Annotated in this window: 17 protein-coding genes and 2 riboswitches; of the genes, 7 read left to right on the plus strand and 10 right to left on the minus strand. The window is 70.8% G+C overall.

The window, feature by feature from the left end; all coding sequences use genetic code 11:
* Positions 1–6: 6 nt before the first annotated feature.
* Positions 7–660 (plus strand): class I SAM-dependent methyltransferase, encoded by a 654-nt coding sequence (locus Q9G87_RS33230; RefSeq protein WP_305920492.1) that lies wholly within the window; start codon positions 7–9, stop codon positions 658–660.
* A 12-nt stretch (positions 661–672) separates the two neighbouring features.
* On the opposite strand, the gene Q9G87_RS33235 is transcribed toward Q9G87_RS33230, so the two are convergent.
* The 5 genes from Q9G87_RS33235 to Q9G87_RS33255 are packed head-to-tail and all read right to left on the minus strand — an operon-like array spanning position 673 to position 2,794.
* Positions 673–1,218, minus strand: coding sequence for a GNAT family N-acetyltransferase (locus Q9G87_RS33235; RefSeq protein ID WP_305920493.1), 546 nt, complete (start codon positions 1,216–1,218; stop codon positions 673–675).
* 9 nt (positions 1,219–1,227) lie between these two features.
* Positions 1,228–1,605, minus strand: coding sequence for an MDR/zinc-dependent alcohol dehydrogenase-like family protein (locus Q9G87_RS33240; protein ID WP_305920494.1), 378 nt, complete (start codon positions 1,603–1,605; stop codon positions 1,228–1,230).
* A complete protein-coding gene (locus Q9G87_RS33245) occupies positions 1,602–2,072 on the minus strand; it encodes an alcohol dehydrogenase catalytic domain-containing protein (protein WP_305920495.1) in 471 nt (156 codons plus the stop codon). Before Q9G87_RS33245 ends, Q9G87_RS33240 begins: the two co-directional genes overlap by 4 nt.
* A 51-nt stretch (positions 2,073–2,123) precedes the next feature.
* Entirely contained in the window at positions 2,124–2,510 is a 387-nt protein-coding gene (locus Q9G87_RS33250) for a VOC family protein (protein WP_305920496.1), read from the minus strand.
* Positions 2,507–2,794: an ArsR/SmtB family transcription factor gene (locus Q9G87_RS33255; RefSeq protein WP_305920497.1), complete on the minus strand. Its 288-nt coding sequence runs from the start codon at positions 2,792–2,794 to the stop codon at positions 2,507–2,509. Before Q9G87_RS33255 ends, Q9G87_RS33250 begins: the two co-directional genes overlap by 4 nt.
* Before the next feature lie 146 nt (positions 2,795–2,940).
* Between Q9G87_RS33255 and Q9G87_RS33260 the strand changes: the two genes are divergently transcribed.
* Positions 2,941–3,975, plus strand: a complete 1,035-nt coding sequence (locus tag Q9G87_RS33260) for a zinc-binding dehydrogenase (RefSeq protein ID WP_305920498.1) — start codon at positions 2,941–2,943, stop codon at positions 3,973–3,975.
* A 69-nt stretch (positions 3,976–4,044) separates the two neighbouring features.
* On the opposite strand, the gene Q9G87_RS33265 is transcribed toward Q9G87_RS33260, so the two are convergent.
* Complete coding sequence (locus Q9G87_RS33265) at positions 4,045–4,830, minus strand: glycoside hydrolase family 25 protein (RefSeq protein ID WP_305920499.1); 786 nt, start codon at positions 4,828–4,830, stop codon at positions 4,045–4,047.
* A gap of 11 nt (positions 4,831–4,841) precedes the next feature.
* Positions 4,842–4,960, minus strand: a riboswitch (cyclic di-AMP (ydaO/yuaA leader).
* A 436-nt stretch (positions 4,961–5,396) separates the two neighbouring features.
* Positions 5,397–5,541: riboswitch (cyclic di-AMP (ydaO/yuaA leader) on the plus strand.
* Between the two features lie 13 nt (positions 5,542–5,554).
* Between Q9G87_RS33265 and Q9G87_RS33270 the strand changes: the two genes are divergently transcribed.
* Complete coding sequence (locus tag Q9G87_RS33270; RefSeq protein WP_305920500.1) at positions 5,555–6,223, plus strand: CHAP domain-containing protein; 669 nt, start codon at positions 5,555–5,557, stop codon at positions 6,221–6,223.
* A gap of 75 nt (positions 6,224–6,298) precedes the next feature.
* Here Q9G87_RS33270 and Q9G87_RS33275 read toward each other — a convergent pair whose 3' ends face one another.
* Together Q9G87_RS33275 and Q9G87_RS33280 are read right to left on the minus strand one after the other, a co-directional pair.
* Positions 6,299–7,204: a cation diffusion facilitator family transporter gene (locus Q9G87_RS33275; protein WP_305920501.1), complete on the minus strand. Its 906-nt coding sequence runs from the start codon at positions 7,202–7,204 to the stop codon at positions 6,299–6,301.
* A 201-nt stretch (positions 7,205–7,405) separates the two neighbouring features.
* Positions 7,406–7,825, minus strand: a complete 420-nt coding sequence (locus tag Q9G87_RS33280) for an ArsR/SmtB family transcription factor (RefSeq protein WP_305920502.1) — start codon at positions 7,823–7,825, stop codon at positions 7,406–7,408.
* Between the two features lie 127 nt (positions 7,826–7,952).
* On the opposite strand from Q9G87_RS33280, the gene Q9G87_RS33285 reads away from it, so the two are divergent.
* Positions 7,953–8,147 (plus strand): DUF1918 domain-containing protein, encoded by a 195-nt coding sequence (locus tag Q9G87_RS33285; protein WP_305920503.1) that lies wholly within the window; start codon positions 7,953–7,955, stop codon positions 8,145–8,147.
* A gap of 196 nt (positions 8,148–8,343) precedes the next feature.
* Positions 8,344–12,363 carry a hypothetical protein gene (locus Q9G87_RS33290; RefSeq protein WP_305920504.1) on the plus strand — a complete coding sequence of 1,340 codons (4,020 nt, stop codon included), beginning with the start codon at positions 8,344–8,346 and terminating at the stop codon, positions 12,361–12,363.
* Positions 12,364–12,448: 85 nt separating this feature from the next.
* Here the strand turns inward: Q9G87_RS33290 and Q9G87_RS33295 are convergent, their stop codons facing one another.
* Positions 12,449–12,724: a hypothetical protein gene (locus Q9G87_RS33295; protein ID WP_305920505.1), complete on the minus strand. Its 276-nt coding sequence runs from the start codon at positions 12,722–12,724 to the stop codon at positions 12,449–12,451.
* 123 nt (positions 12,725–12,847) lie between these two features.
* Between Q9G87_RS33295 and Q9G87_RS33300 the strand changes: the two genes are divergently transcribed.
* Positions 12,848–13,828 (plus strand): acetylxylan esterase, encoded by a 981-nt coding sequence (locus Q9G87_RS33300; protein ID WP_305920506.1) that lies wholly within the window; start codon positions 12,848–12,850, stop codon positions 13,826–13,828.
* A 55-nt stretch (positions 13,829–13,883) separates the two neighbouring features.
* Here Q9G87_RS33300 and Q9G87_RS33305 read toward each other — a convergent pair whose 3' ends face one another.
* On the minus strand, positions 13,884–14,171 hold the full coding sequence (locus Q9G87_RS33305) for a Fe-S cluster assembly protein HesB (RefSeq protein WP_305920507.1): 288 nt from the start codon (positions 14,169–14,171) through the stop codon (positions 13,884–13,886).
* Positions 14,172–14,294: 123 nt separating this feature from the next.
* Between Q9G87_RS33305 and fxlM the strand changes: the two genes are divergently transcribed.
* Positions 14,295–15,431: a methyltransferase, FxLD system gene (gene fxlM, locus Q9G87_RS33310; RefSeq protein ID WP_305920508.1), complete on the plus strand. Its 1,137-nt coding sequence runs from the start codon at positions 14,295–14,297 to the stop codon at positions 15,429–15,431.
* Positions 15,432–15,485 lie beyond the last annotated feature (54 nt).

A 15,485-nucleotide genomic window follows, 5' to 3' on the forward strand; every position in this document is an offset into this window, starting at 1 on the left:
GGCGCCATGTATGACATCGCCGCACACTGGGACGCCGCCGCCGACTCCTTCGACGAGGAGGCGGACCACGGGTTGCGCGACCCCAGAGTCAGAGCCGCCTGGGCCGATCGGCTCGCCGCCTGGTTGCCCGAGGGCCGGCTCGACGTCGTGGACCTGGGGTGCGGCACCGGGTCGCTGTCCCTGCTGCTGGCCGAGCGCGGGCATCGGGTCGTGGGCGTGGACCTGGCGCCCCGGATGGTGGCCCGGGCGCGGGCGAAGCTGGCGGGCATGGACGCGATCGTGCTGGTCGGGGATGCCGCCCGGCCACCCGTGGGGGAGCGGCGCTTCGACGTGGTGCTGGCCCGGCACCTGCTGTGGACCATCCCCGATCCGGAGGCCGCGCTGACCCGCTGGGCGGCGCTGCTGCGGCCCGGCGGACGGCTGGTCCTCGTGGAGGGACGCTGGAGCACGCCCGGCGAGAGCAGCGAGGGCTCGCGGCGGGACGCGGGATCAGAGGCGGGCATGCCGTGGGACGGCGGGGTGCGTGCGGGCGATCTGGTGGCGGCGGTGCGCCTGACCGTCGCGGACCTCGCGGACGTGCGCGTCGAGGTGCTCGCCGACCCGGCGTTGTGGGGCAAGGAGATCGACGACGAACGTTACGCGGTGGTCGCGGTGACGTAGCCCATTCCCGGCTCACGTTGGCCGGCGGGCCTCCCAGTCGGGCCGCAGGAGCTCGTACTCCACCTCGCCCTGATCAGTGCCGTCGATGGGGTCGGGCCAGTCCATGAAGGAGGTCCGTACGTGCCTCAGCCCGGACTTCTCCATGACCCGCCGCGATCCCAGGTTCACCGTCATCGTCTGGGCGAACACGCGGCGCGCGTCCAGCTCCCCGAACGCCTTGTCGATCAGTGCCCGCGAGCCCTCCGTGGCGTACCCCTTCCCCCAGGCCGACTTGTGCAGCCGGTAGCCGAGCTCCGGCTCGTCGGCGGGCTTGCCCTTGGCCGCCCGCAAATGGAACCAGCCGAGGAACGCCTCCGAAGGTTTCTCGATCGCCGCCCAGAAACCGGAGGCGATGAACCTCGGCAGCGTCTCCTCGACGATCATCTTGCGGGGCGTCGGCTTGCCGCCGTTGAGGTATCGCATGACGTCGGGATCGTTGTGCAGGTGGAAGAGGTCGTCGGCGTCCGACTCGGTGAAGCGGCGCAGGATCAGCCGGTCTGTCTCCAGGTAGATGTCCACCGGGAAACGCTAACCAGCAGGCAGATCCGGGGCGACGGATTTTCGGATGCGCGTCAGCCCAGAGCGGGGGATCTCTGCGGGCAGATCCGGCTGTGACGGGATCTCGGTGCGATCGGGTGTAGCGGGCGCGGCGGCCTCGTCCAGTGGGACGGTGGCGGCGACCAGCGGACGCGGATCGACCTGACCGGAGGCGTACAGGTCGATGGCTCCCTCGAGGCCGCCGGTGGCGCTGAGCACGCCCACGGCGGTCACGTCCTTGAGCACTAGGCGGCGTGTGTCGGCCAGGCTGGGCTCGGCGGACAGGCCGATGAAGACGACGTTGCGGCCCGGCTCCACGGCCTCGAGCGCGAGCGCGGGAGCGCCGGACCCCGTCGAGGCGTCGATCACAGCGTCGAACCTCGATGACGGCTCCGGAGGCGTCGTCCAGGTGCGGGTGAAGCCGAGCGAGCGGGCGAACGCCGGCGAGCGCCGGGCGCCACCGCGGCGGCGCGGACCGCCCGCAACGCGTTCCCGCCCGGCTCCACCAGCGCGCCGAGCACCGGATCGACCGGGCCGGGCAGCGGCTGGAGCGCCCGAACGGGCACGGGAAGCCGTTCGGCCAGCGCTCCCGGCCAGCCGCTGCGCACGCCGATCTCGTATCGGTCGGCGCACAGGTGCCGGCGGCCCGCCAAGCACCGCGCGCAGCCGCCGCACCCCAGCATGCTGTCGCCGGTCACCCGGCGCCCGACCCTGGCGGGATCCACGCCCTCGCCGGCCCGCTCCACCTCGACCACCACCCCACCGGGCCCCGGCACGGGCGGCTCCACTTCCTGGACCTCCGCGCGTCCTGGACCGGTGAAGACGAAGGCACGCATGCGTTACCGCAGCACCACCGGCGCAGAGAACAGCGCTCGGTCCGCCGGTGGTTATCCCTGGGCCGCTATCTGGATGAGGTTGCCGCAGGTGTCGTCGAAGACGGCCGTGGTGACCGGTCCCATGACCGTCGGCTCCTGCGTGAAGCGCACGCTGAGGCCCTTCAGACGCTCGTACTCCTTATGCACGTCCGACACCGCGAACGAGGTCATCGGGATGCCGTCCGCCACCAGTGCCTCCTTGAAGGGCGGCACGGCGGGGTGGCTGGAGGGCTCGAGGACGAGTTCGGTGCCGTCCACGTCGTCCGGTGACACGACGGTCAGCCAGCGGTCCTCACCCAGCGGGACGTCGTGCTTGACCGTGAAGCCCAGCACGTCGGTGTAGAAGCGCATGGCCTGTTCTTGATCGTCCACGAATACGCTGGACAGGTGGATCTTCATGGTGACTCCTTCGGGGCGCGCCTGAGCCATCGGTCGACAATGGGCTCGAGCGGCGCCGTATTGATGAAGTGGAATTTGTAGCGGCCTTCGCGGCGCGTCTCCACCAGGCCGGCGGCTTCCAAAACGTCCAGGTGCTGGGAGATCGCCTGCCGCGAGGAGCCGAGTTGGTATTTCATCGCCAGGCGCGTACAGATTTCGAACAAGGTCTGCCCGTCCTTCTCGGTCAGCTCGTCGAGGATCTTGCGCCGGGTGGAGTCGACCAAGGCCTTGAACACGTCGCCCACGGACCCCACGATAGGCAAGTAGCGACTTGCATGTCAATGCGGGGCGTCTTTAACGACAACGGACCTGGAGCAGACGTGCCGATCACGCGATCTCGGCCGACCCCGGGTACCTGTGACGACGGGAGAATCACGACGGGGAGGCCCTCATGCGAGCAACCTTGATCTACGGTGCCCGTGACGTTCGCGTGGAGGAGGTCCCCGACCCGAAGATCCAGCACCCCACGGACGCCGTGGTGCGCGTGCTGCGCTCATGCATCTGCGGCAGCGACCTGTGGCCGTACGGGGCGAGGCCCGCCACCGAGCTGGGCGAACGCATCGGCCACGAGTTCCTCGGCGTGGTGGAGGACGTCGGCGCGGAAGTGTCCCGGCTGAAGACCGGCGACGTGGTGGTGGCGCCGTTCGTGTGGTCGGACAACACCTGCGACTTCTGCCGCGAGGGTCTGCAGACGTCCTGCCGGCACGGCGGCTTCTGGGCGGCGGACGGCGTGGACGGCGGCCAGGGCGAGGCGGTCCGCGTGCCGCAGGCCGAGGGCACCCTGGTCAAGCTGCTCGTCGGCGAGGACTCCCCGCTGCTGCCGTCCCTGCTCGCCCTGTCGGACGTGCTCCCCACCGGCCACCACTGCGCGGTGACGGCCGGCGTCGGGCTGCACACCTCGGTGACGGTGATCGGCGACGGCGCGGTCGGGCTGTGCGCGGTGCTCGCGGCCAAGAGGCTCGGCGCCGAGCGCATCATGCTCATGGGCCGGCACAAGGGCCGCACCGCTCTGGGGCGAGAGTTCGGCGCCACCGACGTCGTCGCCGAGCGGGGCGAGGAGGGCGTCGAACGGGTGCGTGAGCTGACCGGAGGCGACGGCACCCACGCGGTGCTGGAGTGTGTCGGCACCAAAGAGGCGATCGTGACGGCTTTCGCCGTGGCCCGCGACGGCGGAGCGGTGAGCCGGGTCGGTGTGCCGCAGTATGAGCAGGTGCCGATGGGATTTGCCGAGTTCCTGCGCAACCTCACCCTGACCGGCGGGGTGGCGCCGGCTCGCGCTTACATCGAGGAGTTGCTTCCCGAGGTGCTCGACGGGACGATCGAGCCCGGCCGTGTCTTCGACCGCACGGTCGGCCTGGACGACGTGCCGGACGGTTATCGGGCGATGGCCGCCCGCGAGGCGCTGAAGGTCCTCATCCGTCCCTGAGGACCTTGGGGGTGGCGAACGGGGAGACGCCACCCCCGGCGTCCTCGACCGTGGGCCGGGGCAAGGGTGTCAGACGGCGGGGCGGCCCAGGTCACGCAGCTCCTCGGGGGTCAGCGCGGAGACGTTCTCGTCGACCGGGACGTCGGTGTACTGGTGGATGGTCCACGACTTCCAGTCGGCGGGCGGGGTGAGCGCGCCCTTGGGCTTGCTGTAGTGGGCGACCCACAGCGGATACTCGGCCAGGCCCTTGCCGTAGGTGTCGGCGAAGTTCCAGCCGCTGTAGAACATCGGGGTGACCCCGGTCTTGGCCTTGACGTGCGACAACCACGCCTTCGCCCAGGCGTTGACCTCGCCTGCGGACTCGCCGTCGGTGGTCTCCAGGTCCAGGACCAGCAGGTCGCCCTGCTTGGCGGGCTGGGAGTTCACCACGGACAGGAAGTGCTCCGCCTCGGCGATGGGGTCGTTGCCGGGGTGGCCGTAGTGGTAGGCCCCGCGCACGATCTGCTTCTTGTCGAGCTCGCGCCAGTGCCTGGCGAACGAGGCGTCACGGAAGCTCGTGCCCTCGGTGGCCTTGATGATGCCGAACTGGGCCGAGCTCGCGCTCCAGTCGTACAGCGGCTCGTGGTTGGAGATGTCCAGGCCGAAGGCCAGGGATCGGGACGCGGGCTGAGCCTCGTGCACCGGACTGTGCTTAGGGGATGAGGCGATGGCGGTGCCGACCACACCCGTGAGTGCGGCGGTTGCGGCCAGGATCGCGCCACCGACGGCGAGGCTGAGCGTCTTCCTGGGAAGGTCGAGACGGTTCTTGAGGGACTTGAGGGAATGGGCGACTGCGGCAAGCCGGGGCTTGGACATGGGGTATTGACTCCTTGCTTCCATACCGCCTACCGGGCTAGCTGGCGGGTTCGGGCGTGGAAGTGCCCGACGCGCGCAGAAAGGTGGGGATCCCCGGCTCCGCGAGGCGCGGATTCGGCGGCCGAACGCCATCCCAGGGATCCCCTCGGGAGGCGCGGTCCGGTCAACAAAACGGCAACGACGGTGACGACAGTTCGCCACAACGTATACCGCGATTACGCAAAAGGTATATATCTATCCTCAGATAGCGCAAGCGGGGCCCAATGCATTCCCGTGAGGCTGTGACCAGGCACGCAGCGCCCGCCGTGACGGTTCCTGGCCGGGCAGAGGTCGCCGTTGCCGGGCGCCTTTGGAAAACCCCGTCAAGGGCCCGGAGTAGGTAAAGAATTTCGCCTCGATCGCCTATGTCATAGGGCATTCTGTTGCCTGCTCCCCATCGGGGTTTGCATCTCTCTATGCCGTTCGCTTACCTTTAGGACTCAGGGCGTACGCCTGGCAGTGCCGCGTAACGTCCTCCGTATTGCCGAGACCGCGTCTCATCGGCATGGACCTTCGAGTCCGTGACCATGACGCGGCCGCCGAATTCGCAATCTGCGGAACCGGGGACCCACTTCATCTGGGGTGAATCGGCGCGCTCGACACGAGCGCCCCGTAGGGCACTTCCACGCCCGAACCCGTCAGCTAACCCGGTAGGCGGCATGGAAGCTAGGAGCATCTTTCACCCATGGCCAAGAACGTCTTCGCTCGTGCCCTGACGTCCGCAAGCCTCTCCCTGGTCGCCGCCGGGATGACCGCGACGGTCGTCGCCGGATCCCCGGCCTTCGCCGCCGACCAGCAGTCCACGCAACCCGCGCGGTCCAACCTGCCCGCCTCCCAGGCCATCCCGCAAAAGGGCGCCGGCCAGGTGAGCGCCGACACCGTACTGAAGATCGCCGAGTCGCAGATCGGCGTGAGCGAGAACGCCGCCGGCGGCGGCACCCCGTTCCACAGCTGGTACATGTCCTCCCCGCGGGCAGCCGAGACCGTCGCCCGCGACGGCGGCAGCCTGCAGGCCTACGCCAACGCCCCCTGGTGCGCCATGTTCATCTCCTGGGTCGGCGAGCAGGCCGGCGCCCGCCCCACCATGGGCTGGGACGCCTACACCGTCAGCTACGCCAAGTGGTTCCAGGCCAACAAGCACTGGGGCACCGAGGCCAAGCCCGGCGCCGTCGTCTTCTACGACTGGAACGGCCAGGGCACCGACGGCATCGACCACGTCGGCATGGTCAAGAAGGACAACGGCGACGGCACCATCACCGCGATCGAGGGCAACACCGGCAACGGCAAGGTCGAGCAGCGCATCCGGCCCAAGTCCCACGTCGTGGGCTACGGCTACCCCGAGTACAAGGCCTGACCCAGGTCGCCAGAGAGTACGGGTGGTGCAGGAAGGACTCCTGCGCCACCCGTTGCTTTTGCGCCCCTTAGCCACTCACCAGCCCAGTTCGTCGCATCCTTGATGATCGGTCGGCTCGACCTGCAGGGTGGCGTGGGCGATGTGATGGCGGCGCAGCAGCACGTCGCGGGCCCGGTCCAGGACGGCGTGGTTGTCGTTCGGGTCGCTGGTGACCAGGTGGGCGGTGGCCACGTTCATGCCGGAGGTGAGCGTCCACAGGTGGAGGTCGTGGACGTCGCATACGCCGTCGATGGCGGACAGGTCGGTCGCGACCGCGGTGGCGTCGACGCCCTCCGGCACGTGCTGACCCAGCACGGCGAAGACCTGGCGGCCGAGGGAGACGGCGCGGACGGCGACGAAGGCGCCGATGGCCAGGGCGACGAGGGTGTCCCAGACAGGCTGACCGGTGGTGGCGACGAGCCAGCCGGCGACGATGACGCCGGCCGAGCCCGCGGTGTCGGCCACGACCTCCAGGTAGGCGCCCTTCACGTTGAGGCTCTCGGCGGCGCCCGACCGCAGGAGGAGCAGGGCCACGACGTTGACGATCAGGCCGATCGCACCGACGACGAGCATCGGCCCGGAGGACACCTCGGCCGTGCCGCCGATGCGGCTGATGGCCTCGATGACGACGTAGACGGCGACACCGAGCATCATGGCCACGGCCAGCAACGAGGCGAACACCTCCGCCCGGTAGGAGCCGTAGCTGCGCCGGCCGGTGGTGTCGGGCCGGGTGGCGATGCGCGTGGCGACCAGCGCGGCGCCGAGGGTGACCACGTCGGCCGCCATGTGCCCGGCGTCCGACAACAGGGACAGCGATCCCGACAGCAGCCCGAAGACGAGCTCGACGATGAAGAACAGGCCGATGAGCACGAAGGAGACGGCCAGCCGCCAGCGGTGGCGGCCGCCGGCGTGGCCATGTCCGTGTCCGTGCCCGGCGCTCATCCGGTGACCTCGCCGTCTCGAGAGCCTGCATGCATGCGAACGCTGCCGGACAGGTCGAGCCGCACGTCGGCGGACCGGTGGCGGGCGGGCCGGCCTGCGCTCTCAACTCCTGAATAGCTGTTCACATATGAACGATAGCGACATCTGTCACGGGCCTGTCAACACGACGGGCTGTCGGCCGCCGCCGAGCCGCATGCGAGCTCAGCCCTGCTTGCGCTCGTCGCGTTCAGGATGGATGGCCTGCGTGTGCTCGGTGTGCGCCACCGCCAGATCCAGAAGCATCCGGACATGCGCGTCGTCGAGCCGGTAGTAGGCCATCCGGCCGGCCCGCCGCACCGACACCACGCGATGCGCCCGAAGCAGCCGCAGCGCGTGTGAGGTGGCCGATTCGCTCAGCCCGCTCACCACGGCGAGATCGCAGACGCACAGCTCGCCCTCCAGCAGCGCCAGCAAGAGCCGCAACCGGCCGGGATCGGACAGCAGGCCGAACACATCCGCGGTGTCCGCCAGATCACCGTCACCGGGCATGCGCGAGCGCACCACCGCGACCCGCTCGGCGTCCACCACCCGGGTGCTGCAGCTCTCCAGATCCGACACCTGGTTATTTGAAGAAGCCTTCATACGTCAACCTTAGGCCACGCCGGAAAAGATGCCGAGGCCCCGGATGCCGGCCTTCCCTCGGTGCTACGGCTGATGCAAGGTGGGGAGGAACCTCAAAGTTGTCCTTGCCCAGCTGAGAGGAGCGATCATGCAGGCGAACGTCGGTGACATTCTGCTCGTGCACGGCCACGTCGTCGGTCAGAAAGACAGGAAGGGCCAGATCATCGAGGTCCGCGGCGCCGGCGGCTCGCCGCCTTTCGTCGTCCGCTACGACGACGGGCACGAGCAGCTCGTCTTCCCGGGCCCGGACGCGGTGGTGATGCCGCCAGGCGACGCGTCCTGACGCCGCTGCGGGAGTCCGTTGACCCTGGGCGGGCTCGCCGCGGCTGCGTCCGTACCACTCCTGAGGGGCCTGCGGTTCTCCCCGGAGGTTGGAGTTCCATTTCCGTGACGGTTTGACTACCGGTGAGGAAATATGGTCGTCTCGTGACCATTGTTTCTGATGGGATGAATTAGACCGGTCCGGGGGAGAAAGCTTCATGCCGCACGCCCTTCTGCGCGTGCTCGCTTCGACGTCCATCGCCGCCGCCGTCCTGGTGGCCGTGCCGCCCGCCGCCCAGGCCGAGGTGCGCACATCAGCGGGGACGGCCGTCACGGTCCGGCCGGTGCCCGCCGTCGAGGAGCCGCCGGCCGCCACGGTGACCGTTCCCACGCGGCCGTCGCTCGCGGTCCGGCCGGCGGTGAACGCGCAGGTGGGCCCCGGCGAGCCCGAGGTGACCACGGCCGCGGGACCCGGGCTGATCAACCAGGTCACCGCCGACGCCGCCGCCGTCCTGGAGGAGGAGGGCGTGGGCGGGCAGGTGCCGGACGTGCGGAAGATCCTGCCGGACACCGCGCAGGCCGAGACGCTGTCGCTGATCAAGCCGCTGGCCTCGGTGGTCAAGGTGTTCGACGGGCTCGGCAAGGCCGTGCCGGGGCTGACGTACCGGCTGTGCGTCGAGAGCGCCGAGGTCCCGGTGTCCTGCTCGATCCAGCAGCCCGTCGGCGTGCCCGCGGCCGCCGACGTCACCGGCGACGGCCTGCCCGACCTGGCCGCCGACCTGGTCCCGGCGGCCATGCCCGGAGAAGGCGCGGTCGGGCTGGGCTTCGCGGTCAAGCGGCTGACGCGGGAGAACCTCAAGGCGCAGGTCTGGGCGGAGTACGACGGCAAGGTGTCGGTCGGGTTCGACGGGCTGCGGCGCGGCTCGTCGCTGTCGGACTACGACTGGGGCACCTTCACCGTGGACCTGGCGGGCAAGCGGGTCAAGGCCTCGGTCCGGCGTAAGGATCCGGGTGCGTCCGCGGCCGTGATCGCGGGACTGACCGGCCGCAGCGCGGTGAGCCTGCGCCAAACGCCGGCCACCGACAAGCTCACCGTGAGCGCCGCGCTCGACCCGCCCACACTCGACGTCACCGCCTCCGCGCCCGCCAAGCTGGAGGCGCTGGCCGTGACCGGACGCCAGTTCACCCAGGCCGTGCTCGACCGGATGCCCACCCGCGCCGAAGTGCGGCTGGCGGGCGGCGAGATCCGCTTCGCCGGCCCGTCGCCCGTCGCCCGCGCCCGGGTGCACCACTACACCTACCGCGACGGGCGGCTGGCCAGGGCGGTGAGCGCCGAGCTCCGGAAGGTCCCGCCCACCCTCACCGCCAAGTACGCCGCCGCGAACGGCCGCCAGACCCTGTCCGTCGACTCGGGACGCCCCCGCGCCGGCGCCGCGGAGCTGCTCTTCTTCGACAGGAACGCCGACAAGACCGTCCTGCGCGCCGAGCTGAGCGACCTGCCCGCCAAGGTGCGCCTGGTCAACAACCTGGCCGAGCACCGCGTCACGCACTCGACCAGCTCGCCCATCGGCAGGTTCGCGGTGGTGCTGCAGCGTAACGAGGGCGCGATCTCCAGCCCGCGTGGCGGCCACGTCACCATGATCAAGAACGGTGCCGCGGTCGGGGTGTCGGGGCTGCTGACGGGGTTGTCCGGATTCGAGGTCACGTACGGGGCCGCGCCGCACGTCCACCTGGAAGTGGACTCCAGCGGCCGGTCGTTCGTGGGCGCGGCCAGCATCGACGGCGCCCATCTGGCCCGGCTGGAGATCTCCAACACGCCCGCCACCGTGGACGTCACGCTCGACCCGGCGGCCAGGAAGGCCGAATACCAGGCCAGCGGTCTGATCGACAAGCTGCGGGCCGCGTACGCGAACGTCAAGTCGGGACCCACGATCGACGGCACCGTGCTCGGCGTGCGCGACGACGTGAAGGCGTCGTGGCAGCTGGGCGAACGCACGACGGTCAAGATCGACGCATCCTCGAAGATCCGCCAAATCCAGATTTATGCCAATAAAGCGCACGTGACCTCCACCGGTGGCACCGGCGACGACCTGCGGACCACCGTCGAAGGCGTGCGCAAGCACGTCGAGCTGGTCGCCGACACCAAGGCCCAGACGCTCACCTGGAACTCGGACACGCCGGTCGCCAAGGTGTCGGCCCTTGCCAGAGCCAAGCTCGGCGACCGCTACGCCAGGGCCGCCGCCGAGGTGACCGGCGTGCCCGCCCGCTTCGACGCCTCGTGGAACGCCGCGTCGTACCGCTTCCGGGGCCTGTCGGGCCCGGTCGGCTCGGCGGCGCTGGCCTTCACCAACCACGACGACGCCACGGCGCCCACGGGACCTCACCTGGCGGCGCACTACGACCAGGCGTCCGGAGACCTGGACGCCAGCGTGCTGGTCAAGGGGCTGTCGCAGGTGGAGTTCAGTCCTGCCGCGCAGGGGTTCACCGCCGACTTCCGGTCGGCCAGGCAGACCCTCGCGGTGGACGCCGACGTCACGCAGGGCGACGTGCGCTTCGGCCTGGCCGGCAGTCTCGGGCCCGTGCCCGGCCGCCTGGCGGTCTCGGTCGCCGACGGCAAGCTCACGTACTCCGGCTCCCGCCTCGACGTGCGCGCCCGCGCCTGGCTCGGGAAGACGGGGGCGCTGCAGAAGATGCGCGCCGCGCCGGCCCTGCCGGGCGGGGTGTCGCTGGTGGACGGTGGCTGCGCGCCCGGCTCATCCGGCTGCGCACCAGGGCCCTTCTGCACGCCCGACCGCGGCTGCTTCGGGCTGCAGGGCTACCTCGACGTCACCGGGCTGCCCGATCAGGTGTCGGTGGACCTGGCGAACAAGACGTTCGCGTTCTCGGGCTTCAGCCCCCGTCGCCGGAGCCTGGGGGTGTATCTCGCCAGCAGCGTCCTGACGCCCGTGCCGATCAAGGCCAAGGCCACGCTGACCGGCCTGCCTTCCAAGATCACCAGCATGTCGCTGGGGCCGTTCGGCGTCGGGCAGGGCAACACGGTCCAGGCCTCGTACCGCATCGAGCCCGCCGCCACGCTCGGCGCGCTCGCCGTGACGGCCGAGGCCGGGGACCTGCGCGGCCACGTGGCCATCGACCCGGTGCCCGCCGCCGTGTCCGTCCAGGGCACGTACGGCGCGCAGACCCGCATCCGCGTACGCAACTCCGCCGCCGTCAAGCGCCTCGTCGCCAAGGTGACGCTGGCTGGCAAGGGCACCGGCGAGCTGCGGCTCGGCGACGTGCCCGGCACGTTCGGCGTGGACGCCGACGCCTCGGCTGCCGCGCTCGGCGTGCCGGCCGTCACGTACAAGGCGGAGGGCGGCGTCAGCACCCTTGACGGGTACCTCGGCGTGGAGGGCGGCCTCGTCGATCCCTCCGGCCGGTACGGGGACGTGTCGCTCTCCGTGCAGGATCTGGCCGCCGACACCACGATCAGGCTCAATCCCGACCAGACCCTCGACCTCGTCTCCAGGCCGGTGCCCACGGGCCGCATCGCGGTGCGCGGCGGGCTCAAGCTGGACCCCGTCGCCCGGCAGGGCATCACGATGAGCCAGGAGATCCCGTACACGACCGGATTCCTGACGTACCACCTCGGCGGGAGCTTCGGGCTGGGGGCCAGCTCGGTGGAGGACCTGAGGCTGTCGGCCCGGCGGGTGTCGTGGCTGCGCGTCCGGCCGGGGAAGATCCCCTTCGGGCTGAAGGCGCCACCGGCGCTCGGGTACGTCGCTCCCGGCTTCGAGGGGAACTACGAGCGGCTCGACATCTCCGCCAAGGGGGTGGACCTGCGGCCTGACGTCGCCATGGAGGTCAAGCTGAGCAGGGAGCTCGGCAACGACGTCTTCCGCGACTCCATGCGGCTCGGGCCCACGACGTCGCTCGCGCTGCGCCGCTACGACCAGCGGATGCGGCGGATCGGGGCCAAGCAGGAGATCGAGGCGGCCGGGATCAGCCTGGCCTGCGTGACCGTCGACGCCAAGCCGGGCTTCGCGGCCGGGGGCACCGGCAACTCGATCACGTTGCGCGGCGCCGACGGGCCTCAGATGGTGTCCCTGCTCGATCCCGGCGGTCAGGCGCCGGACTACGCGGTGGACCTGCTGACGCACTTCATGAGCCCGTTCCCGGGGGCGGAGTGGAAGGTCGCCTCCACCAAGGCCGGCTCCTGCACCGCCCGTCCGTCCCCCCACCCCCAGGCCCAATCCTGAACCGGCACGCGCCCTGTCCGGGGCCGCGCCCCGCGCAGGACCGCCTCACCGGCCCGGTCGCTCACACGGCCCGGCGTGGCCAGGCCTAGGCGAGGGAGCGGCCCAGGCGGAGCCGGATGTGGTCGCCGTGCCGGGCGGCTTCGCATACGGTCCACACGCGTTCGTCGACGACCGTGCCCTGGGCCGTCATGTAGCCGCCCATCCTGAGGACAGGCCGCCCCGTGTCGTCCCTCAGCAACTGCGCCCGCGACTCGGAGTCGTCGCCGAAGTGCACCAGGAAGTCGTGGGCGCCCGCGGGAGCGTCCAGGATCAGGCCGGGATGGAGGTGGGAGTAGGGGATCTGGACGACGTGTCTGCTCACGTGATCGCCTCTACCCGGGAGCGTCGCTTTCACCGGACGCCGCGGAAAGCCGGAGGGGTGGGATAGCGCTTTCCGCCACGATGGGATGAAATATCACCATCCTTCGATGGAATTGGAGAACCCGTGCCACTGTTCGACTTGCCGCTCGAGGAGCTTCGCGCCTACCTCCCCGACCGCGACGAGCCCGCCGACTTCGACGACTTCTGGTCCCGCACCCTGGCCGAGGCCGGGCAGTACGACCTGGCCGCCGAGTACGTCCCGTACGACCTGCCCTTCGCCGCCGTGGACGTGTACGAGGTGTCGTTCGCCGGCTGGGGCGGGCACCGGATCAACGGCTGGTTCCTGCTGCCGCGCGGCGCCGAGGGCCCGGTGCCGTGCGTGATGCACTACATCGGCTACAGCGGCGGGCGCGGGTTCCCCAAGGACCACCTGTTCTGGCCCGCCGCCGGGTACGCGGTGTTCGTGATGGAGACCCGCGGCCACGGCGGCGGCAACGTGGGCAGCCCAGGCACCACCGGCGACCCGCACGGCAGCGCCAACCCGCAGGCTCCGGGCATGATGACCCGCGGCATCCTCGACCCGGAGGACTACTACTACCGGCGGGTCTTCACCGACGCCGTGCGGGCCGTGGACGCGGCGCTCGCACACCCGGCGGTCGACGCGAGCCACATCGTGGTCTCCGGCGGCAGCCAGGGCGGCGGCATCGCCCAGGCCACGGCTGCGCTGCACCCGGCGGTCAAGGCGGCCCTCATCGACGTGCCGTTCCTGACCCACTTCCGGAGGGCGGTCGAGATCACCGGGCGTGACCCGTACCAGGAGCTGGTCAGGTTCCTGGCGACCCGCAGGGACAGCGCCGAGCAGGTGTTCCGCACGCTGTCATACTTCGACGGCCTGAATTTCGCCGCCCGCGGCCGGGTGCCCGCGCTGTACTCGGTCGCGCTGATGGACGACGTGTGCCCACCGTCGACGGTGTTCGCCGGATACAACCACTGGCAGGGCCCCAAGGAGATCACCGTCTGGCCCTGGAACAACCACGAGGGCGGCGGCGGCTTCCAGTCCGAGGAGCAGCTGCGTTACCTGCACAAGCTGCTGTCCGGCGGCTGAGCGACCGCCCCCGCCGCGACCTGGCAGGCCGCGGCGGGGGCGCGCCCGTGTGGAGTCAGGCTGTCTGGTCGGTGACCAGGAACGACACGCTTCCCTGGTCATCGGCTCCGGCGTCGAGAGACTTGTCCTCCAGTACGGTGGCGGCGACGGGATCCAGGTAGACGCGCGCCCCCTCGGCCTCCACGATCGCATCGGCCGGCTCCGGTGCGGTGGCCAGCGAAAGGGTGAGCGAGCTCGCGCCCTCGCCCTGAGACGAGATGCGGATCCCGCTCTGGGCCGTTTCGGGCGCGGACGCGGTCAAATCGCGAATCGCCTGGGCTGCGTTGGCTGTCAGGGTGAGCACTACGGCTCCTCCTCACGGTCGACGGTCAGGAGTTGGCTGCCCTTCCCCCTCAATCGGCTCCCAACCCTTCCTGACTCGTTCTTTACCAACAATTCTCTGTGCTGCAGGCGCGACAATGGGGGCATGGACGTCGCGACGCAGAGGGAAGCCATGGTGGCGCTGCTGCGGGAGCGCCAGGACGTCAGCGAGCCCGTGGCCGCGGCCATGCGGGCCGTGCCGCGCCATCTCTTCGTGCCCGGCGTCGCCCCCGAGGACGCCTACCGCGACGAGCCCATCGTGACCAAACGCGACGACGAGGGCCGGCCGATCAGCTCCTCGTCGCAGCCCGCCATCATGGCCACCATGCTCGACCAGCTTGCCGTGGCCCTCGGGCACCGGGTGCTGGAGATCGGCGCGGGCACCGGCTACAACGCGGCGTTGCTCGCCCGCCTTGTCGGTCCCGAGGGGCGTGTCGTGAGCGTCGACATCGACGAGGACGTGGTCGCGGGGGCCAGGGAGCATCTGGCGGCCGCGGGGGAGTCCCGGGTGAAGGTGGTGCGCGGGGACGGCGCCGCGGGCCACCCCGAGCTGGCCCCGTACGACCGCCTGATCGCCACCGTCGGCGTGTGGGACCTGGCGCCCGCCTGGCTGGCGCAACTGCGCCCGGACGGGCGGCTGGTGGTGCCGCTGGATCTGCGCGGCGTGCAGGTGTCCGTGGCCATGGAGCGTGAGAACGGGCACTGGGTGAGCCGGTCGGTGGCGCCGTGCGGGTTCATGCGGATGAGGGGGCCGTTCGCCGGTCCCGAGGTGATCATCGTGTTGCGCCGGGATCCCGAGCTGATCATGGCGCTTCCCGGGCCGCGCAAGCTCGGTGACGTGGCCGCCGCGCTCGACGCGGTGCCCACCGAGATCACCACCAAGGTCGAGGAGCCCGCACCCATGCCCGTGATCGGCATGGGCATGTCGTTGTGGCTGGCCCTGCACGAGCCGCGCTGGTGCGCGCTCAGCGGTCAGACGGCCGCCGGGCCGACGTTCAGCGCGGGCATCGTGGAGGGCGACAGCATCGCCGTGCTGGCGGCCGAGGGGTTCCTGGTCGCCCGCGGTCACGGCGGCGCCGGCGCCAGGCTGGCGGCCGAGCTGGCCGCGCACGTCGCCGCCTGGGACGAGGCGGGCCGCCCGCAGGCGGGGGACCTGCGGGTGACGGCCTACCCGGGGCAGGCGGACGCCGAGGGGATCGTCATCCGCAAGCAGCACACCACCCTGGAGCTGAGCTTCCGCTGACCGTCCTGCCCCGTGCCTTCGGCCTCCCGCCACGCCTGCACGCTCTCCGGTGAA

The organism is Nonomuraea turcica (genome assembly GCF_030718205.1).
GTDB lineage: Bacteria > Actinomycetota > Actinomycetes > Streptosporangiales > Streptosporangiaceae > Nonomuraea.

What these genes read in the sequence shown, in the direction of transcription:
- Q9G87_RS33250 (WP_305920496.1), bottom strand. Translation starts at nt 2,510, where the DNA reads ATGAAGATCCACCTGTCCAGCGTATTCGTGGACGATCAAGAACAGGCC.
- Q9G87_RS33290 (WP_305920504.1), top strand. Translation starts at nt 8,344, where the DNA reads ATGCCGCACGCCCTTCTGCGCGTGCTCGCTTCGACGTCCATCGCCGCC.
- Q9G87_RS33230 (WP_305920492.1), top strand. Translation starts at nt 7, where the DNA reads ATGTATGACATCGCCGCACACTGGGACGCCGCCGCCGACTCCTTCGAC.
- Q9G87_RS33270 (WP_305920500.1), top strand. Translation starts at nt 5,555, where the DNA reads ATGGCCAAGAACGTCTTCGCTCGTGCCCTGACGTCCGCAAGCCTCTCC.
- Q9G87_RS33260 (WP_305920498.1), top strand. Translation starts at nt 2,941, where the DNA reads ATGCGAGCAACCTTGATCTACGGTGCCCGTGACGTTCGCGTGGAGGAG.
- Q9G87_RS33285 (WP_305920503.1), top strand. Translation starts at nt 7,953, where the DNA reads ATGCAGGCGAACGTCGGTGACATTCTGCTCGTGCACGGCCACGTCGTC.
- fxlM (WP_305920508.1), top strand. Translation starts at nt 14,295, where the DNA reads ATGGACGTCGCGACGCAGAGGGAAGCCATGGTGGCGCTGCTGCGGGAG.
- Q9G87_RS33280 (WP_305920502.1), bottom strand. Translation starts at nt 7,825, where the DNA reads ATGAAGGCTTCTTCAAATAACCAGGTGTCGGATCTGGAGAGCTGCAGC.
- Q9G87_RS33245 (WP_305920495.1), bottom strand. Translation starts at nt 2,072, where the DNA reads ATGCGTGCCTTCGTCTTCACCGGTCCAGGACGCGCGGAGGTCCAGGAA.
- Q9G87_RS33265 (WP_305920499.1), bottom strand. Translation starts at nt 4,830, where the DNA reads ATGTCCAAGCCCCGGCTTGCCGCAGTCGCCCATTCCCTCAAGTCCCTC.
- Q9G87_RS33275 (WP_305920501.1), bottom strand. Translation starts at nt 7,204, where the DNA reads ATGAGCGCCGGGCACGGACACGGACATGGCCACGCCGGCGGCCGCCAC.